We start from the raw sequence: 4,017 nt of genomic DNA, 5'->3' as shown, positions 1-4,017 counted from the left end.
CCCATCCGCATAGCGCATACCAACGGAATAGCGCGCAAAAGACCGTCAGTCAGCTACACAAACAGGCCAATCACCTCGAAGCGCCGAAGTCAGTAACGGCCACCAGGAGAACGACATGACCCCCCACACCGACCCCATCCTCCAGGTGCACGGCCCCGAAGCCACCACCACACTGCTCGACACCCTCACCACCATATGGACCGCCGCCCACGCCGACCACCCCGACGTCGCCGCCGACGGCTTCACCCCGGACGCGCTGCGCCGCCAGATCACCGGCCACACCCGCCACGACCACTTCACCCTGGTCACCGCCCACCCCGCCGACCACCAGCCACCGATCGGCTTCGGCTACGGCTTCCGCTGCACCCCCGCCTACTGGCTCGGCCCCGACCTCCTCGCCAGCATCAGCAACCCGGTCACCACCGTGGAACACCTCGCAGGCCTGTGCGAACTCGCCGTGCTGCCCTCCTGGCAGGGCCGCGGCATCGGCAGCACCATCCACCACGCCCTCGTCACCGAACTCGGCACAGACTGGGCATCCCTCCTCGCCATGCCCGGAAACAACCGGCCCGAACAGCGCCTCTACCGCAGGCTCGGCTACCAGTACGCCGGGCCCTACCAGCCCGGCCCCAACACCCCACCCCTCGACCTCCTGCTGCTAAGCAACAGCAGGTGAAACTGCGGGGTAGGGCGGGCGTCCGGCAGGCCCACCGTGGCGTCGGCCAGGAGCTGGAACGCGAGTTCGACCTCGATGCGTGGGCAACCAGGTCGGCCACCGCCGGCCTCATGCTCGCTGCAATACCCACGCTGTACCAGTGATGTCCGAAGGGGGTTCCCGGCCTGCCCACATCGACTACTTGGCCTCGTCCGGACCGAACTCCTTGCGGACCGCGGCCACCGCCGGAGGCGGTCCCGAGCGAGGTCCCGGTTTCGCCCCAGGGCGATTCGCCCGGCCCGGCAGCGGGCTGTGCCTCAGCCGCGAGGGCCGGGTGCTCGGCGTGCAGCTGCTCCACCAGCTCGCGGTGGCGCTGCATCACGAAGTGGGCGCAGTGGAGGACGTCGTCGAGGGCCTGGCGTGCACCGCCCGGGTCGTGGTCCCGGGTGGCGCGGTCGAGCTGGAGCAGTGGCAGCCGGTCGGCCCGCAGCAGCTGCTCGCCCAGGGCGAGGAGCTCGGCCGCCAGCGGATCGTCGGCCAGCCATCGAGGGGGGCGGTTTCGTCCCGGGGCGATTTGGGCCGCCTCGAGGTCGGCTTTCAGCTGCTCGACCTTCTCGGTCTCCCGGTCCCGCTCGGCCTTCTTCGAGCACGCCTTGGAGCAGCACTTCTTCGGCCGTCCCGAGCCCTTGCTCGGCGCGAGCTCGGTGCCGCACACCGCGCAGGTCGGCCCGCCGAACAGCATCGGCTCGGACACCGCCTGATTACCCCCGGGGAGAAACTCGTGCCCGGATGCTAGCCCTGCGATCCTCCCCTTTCCGCCCCGGGGGGGGATAGGGGCTCCGCGCAGCGGGTGCAGCGCAGGGCCGGGAGCGCTCATGCGCAGCAGGTTGTCCCGCACGGCGCGGCACGCAAGAGCAGGTTGTCCCGCACAGCACGCTGCGCAACGGTGCGGCGCAGCGAGAGCGGACGTGCTGCACCAGATGCAGCATCGTCCGGGTGCAGCTCCATCATGCCTGTCGCTACGCCCGGTGCCGTTTCGCATACGACCAGGTGACTGCGGTCATCAGGGCGGGGATGGCGAACAGCGGGGCGAAGGCGACCCACCAGACGGTCAGTGCCGTGTCGCTGGACATGTACGTCTGGCTTTCCACGGTGAAAGCGACCACGACTTGCCACAGCGCCCCAAGGACCAGGACGCCCGAGGCGGTCCAGGCCAGCCTTGCGAGGGGCCGGGGGCGCAGCGGGTGCCAGCGGTCGCTGACGAGCAGTAGCGGGAACAGAGCGGCTGATTCGGCGAGGACGGTGAGGCCGACGACGTATGCGATGCCCCATCCGGGGATGTCGAAGACGTCGCGCAGCACCTGGTCGCTGTAGCCCACATAGACACCGGATGCCATGGCGATACGCCACAGACCGGAGGGGAGTGCGCAGAGGGCGATGGCGTGGGCGGCGCGGCGAGCCCAGGCAGGCGCGGTGGCGGGAAGGGGAGCGGTCGCTGTCGTCATGACGTCCATGCTGGCCCTGGGCGCAGCAGCCGCACATCGTTCGCTACGGCGGACCGTCTCCCCCCGCCGGGGGAGGATGCGGTGCGGACGGCGGGCCTGAAGAGGCCCAATCGCCTACGTCTGCGCCGCGCCCGACAGGTCTCCGACGAGCTGTTCGCCACCTGGTGCGACCGCCGCGCGGCGGCCGACGACTGGACGCTCGCCACCGTCGTCACCGATACCGACGAACGGCAGCCCCTTGGGCGAGCCCGGCTGGCAGCGCGTCACCGAGCTGGCGGCCGAGGGCGGGATCGGCAAGGCTGCCAGGATCACCCGGTGCTCGCGGCGGTCCGGCCGGGGTGATGAGGATCTGCGATTTCCCCAGGGTCGATCCGACTTCCCCACACGGTTGACGCTGCAACGAAGTGGGGGGTGACCGGGATATGCGCCAGAGGGGCAACAGGATGATCTTGAAGCCCTGAGCCCGGCCCCGGTATTTCAGAGGGGCACGCGCGCTGTTCTGCCAGCGGTGAACACCGGCCCGAACGAGCTCGACAATCACTACGGTCCAGTCTCATGACGATTACGACGCGCACGGTCGAGTACCAGGCCGACGGTCTGACGATGATCGGGCACCTTGCCGTCCCGGCCGGTGTCGACCGCCGGCCCGCGGTGCTGCTCGGGCCAGAGGGCATGGGGCTCAGTGACGTCGAGCGCCGTCGGGCCGATGCTCTTGCCGAGCTGGGATATGTAGCGCTGGCCTTCGACCTTCACGGCGGGCGCTATTTGGGTGACCCCGAGGAGATGCTGGCCCGTTGCCTGCCGCTGCTCGCTGATCCCGGCCGGATGCGGGGGATCGGCCACGCGGCGCTCGACGTGCTGCGCGCCGAACCGCGGACCGACCCCGACCGGATCGCCGCCATCGGCTACGGCACCGGGGGCGCCATCGCGCTGGAACTCGGGCGCGACGGCGTCAACCTGCGCGCGATCGGAACAGTCAACGCAACTACCACGGGCCGACCGGGCGAGGCAGCGCACATTCGCTGCCCGGTGTGGGCCGGGGTCGGGTCGGAAGACCCGATCATGCCGCCCGCGCAACGGAACGCGTTCACCGCAGAGATGCAGGACGCGGGCGTCGACTGGCGCCTCACGGTCTACGGCGGCGCCTTGCACGCCTTCCACCACCCGACGGTCGACCACCCCACGGTCCCCGGCGTCGGCTACCACCCACAGCACGCACAGCGAGCCTGGCACGACGTCGTCGACCTGCTCGCCGAGTGCCTTCCCGTGACGGAGGCTCTGGGGTCATGACCCAGGCAGACAGCCTGGCGACAGGCCTGGTCCGCGTCGGGCACTGACAGTCCCCTCCCCTCAAGTCCGCACAGCAGAACCATGCGGTTTCATTGTGCTGACCACGCGCGAAGTCGCATCAAGATCAACTCCTTGCCCCATTGGCGCGCATCTCGACTGGACCCCGAGGGGGAGTCGCCCGTCTCCGAAGGGTTCGGGCCGGCTCCGGCGGTCAAGGGCGCCTGCGGCGTCGCTCCGCGATGGGCTTCGCCCCCCTGGACAGCTCCGCCCCGAAATGCGGCTGGCTGACGGGCGACTCCAGGGGTCTGACGATCCGTTTCAACGAGCCTCATCAGGGGCGCCGGCGGCTGCCACGGGTCGGTAGCCACGGCCGTAGTGTCGAGCCCGCGCGGTCAGCTGCCCGGGATCATCGAGGATGTACGCGCCCCTCCGGCTGCTCCAGCACCACCACCCCACCCAGCGCTGCGCCGGCCCGCCGGGGCACAGCCGGGCGGGGCACGGCCCGGGGAGGGAGGGGGGACTGTGGGACGACGACAGGCCGGGCGCCATCCGCGCCCGGCCTGTCGT

General features: G+C 70.5%; 5 protein-coding genes. 3 read left to right on the top strand and 2 right to left on the bottom strand.

Going from position 1 to position 4,017, the window contains the following annotated elements; translation table 11 throughout:
- Positions 1 to 115 precede the first annotated feature (115 nt).
- Together ACWGB8_RS38035 and ACWGB8_RS38030 are read left to right on the top strand one after the other, a co-directional pair.
- Positions 116 to 676, top strand: a complete 561-nt coding sequence (locus ACWGB8_RS38035) for a GNAT family N-acetyltransferase (RefSeq protein ID WP_452218233.1) — start codon at positions 116 to 118, stop codon at positions 674 to 676.
- Between the two features lie 322 nt (positions 677 to 998).
- Positions 999 to 1,451, top strand: a complete 453-nt coding sequence (locus tag ACWGB8_RS38030; RefSeq protein WP_452218232.1) for a hypothetical protein — start codon at positions 999 to 1,001, stop codon at positions 1,449 to 1,451.
- Between the two features lie 223 nt (positions 1,452 to 1,674).
- Here ACWGB8_RS38030 and ACWGB8_RS38025 read toward each other — a convergent pair whose 3' ends face one another.
- Positions 1,675 to 2,169: a hypothetical protein gene (locus ACWGB8_RS38025; RefSeq protein ID WP_452218231.1), complete on the bottom strand. Its 495-nt coding sequence runs from the start codon at positions 2,167 to 2,169 to the stop codon at positions 1,675 to 1,677.
- A 105-nt stretch (positions 2,170 to 2,274) separates the two neighbouring features.
- On the bottom strand, positions 2,275 to 2,472 hold the full coding sequence (locus ACWGB8_RS38020; protein ID WP_452218230.1) for a hypothetical protein: 198 nt from the start codon (positions 2,470 to 2,472) through the stop codon (positions 2,275 to 2,277).
- A 243-nt stretch (positions 2,473 to 2,715) separates the two neighbouring features.
- On the opposite strand from ACWGB8_RS38020, the gene ACWGB8_RS38015 reads away from it, so the two are divergent.
- A complete protein-coding gene (locus ACWGB8_RS38015; protein ID WP_452218229.1) occupies positions 2,716 to 3,450 on the top strand; it encodes a dienelactone hydrolase family protein in 735 nt (244 codons plus the stop codon).
- Positions 3,451 to 4,017: the final 567 nt, after the last annotated feature.

It is taken from the genome of Kitasatospora sp. NPDC054939 (assembly GCF_053610105.1).
This window is presented reverse-complemented; position numbering and strand designations above follow the sequence as displayed.

What these genes read in the sequence shown, in the direction of transcription:
- ACWGB8_RS38025 (WP_452218231.1), bottom strand. Translation starts at nt 2,169, where the DNA reads ATGGACGTCATGACGACAGCGACCGCTCCCCTTCCCGCCACCGCGCCT.
- ACWGB8_RS38035 (WP_452218233.1), top strand. Translation starts at nt 116, where the DNA reads ATGACCCCCCACACCGACCCCATCCTCCAGGTGCACGGCCCCGAAGCC.
- ACWGB8_RS38015 (WP_452218229.1), top strand. Translation starts at nt 2,716, where the DNA reads ATGACGATTACGACGCGCACGGTCGAGTACCAGGCCGACGGTCTGACG.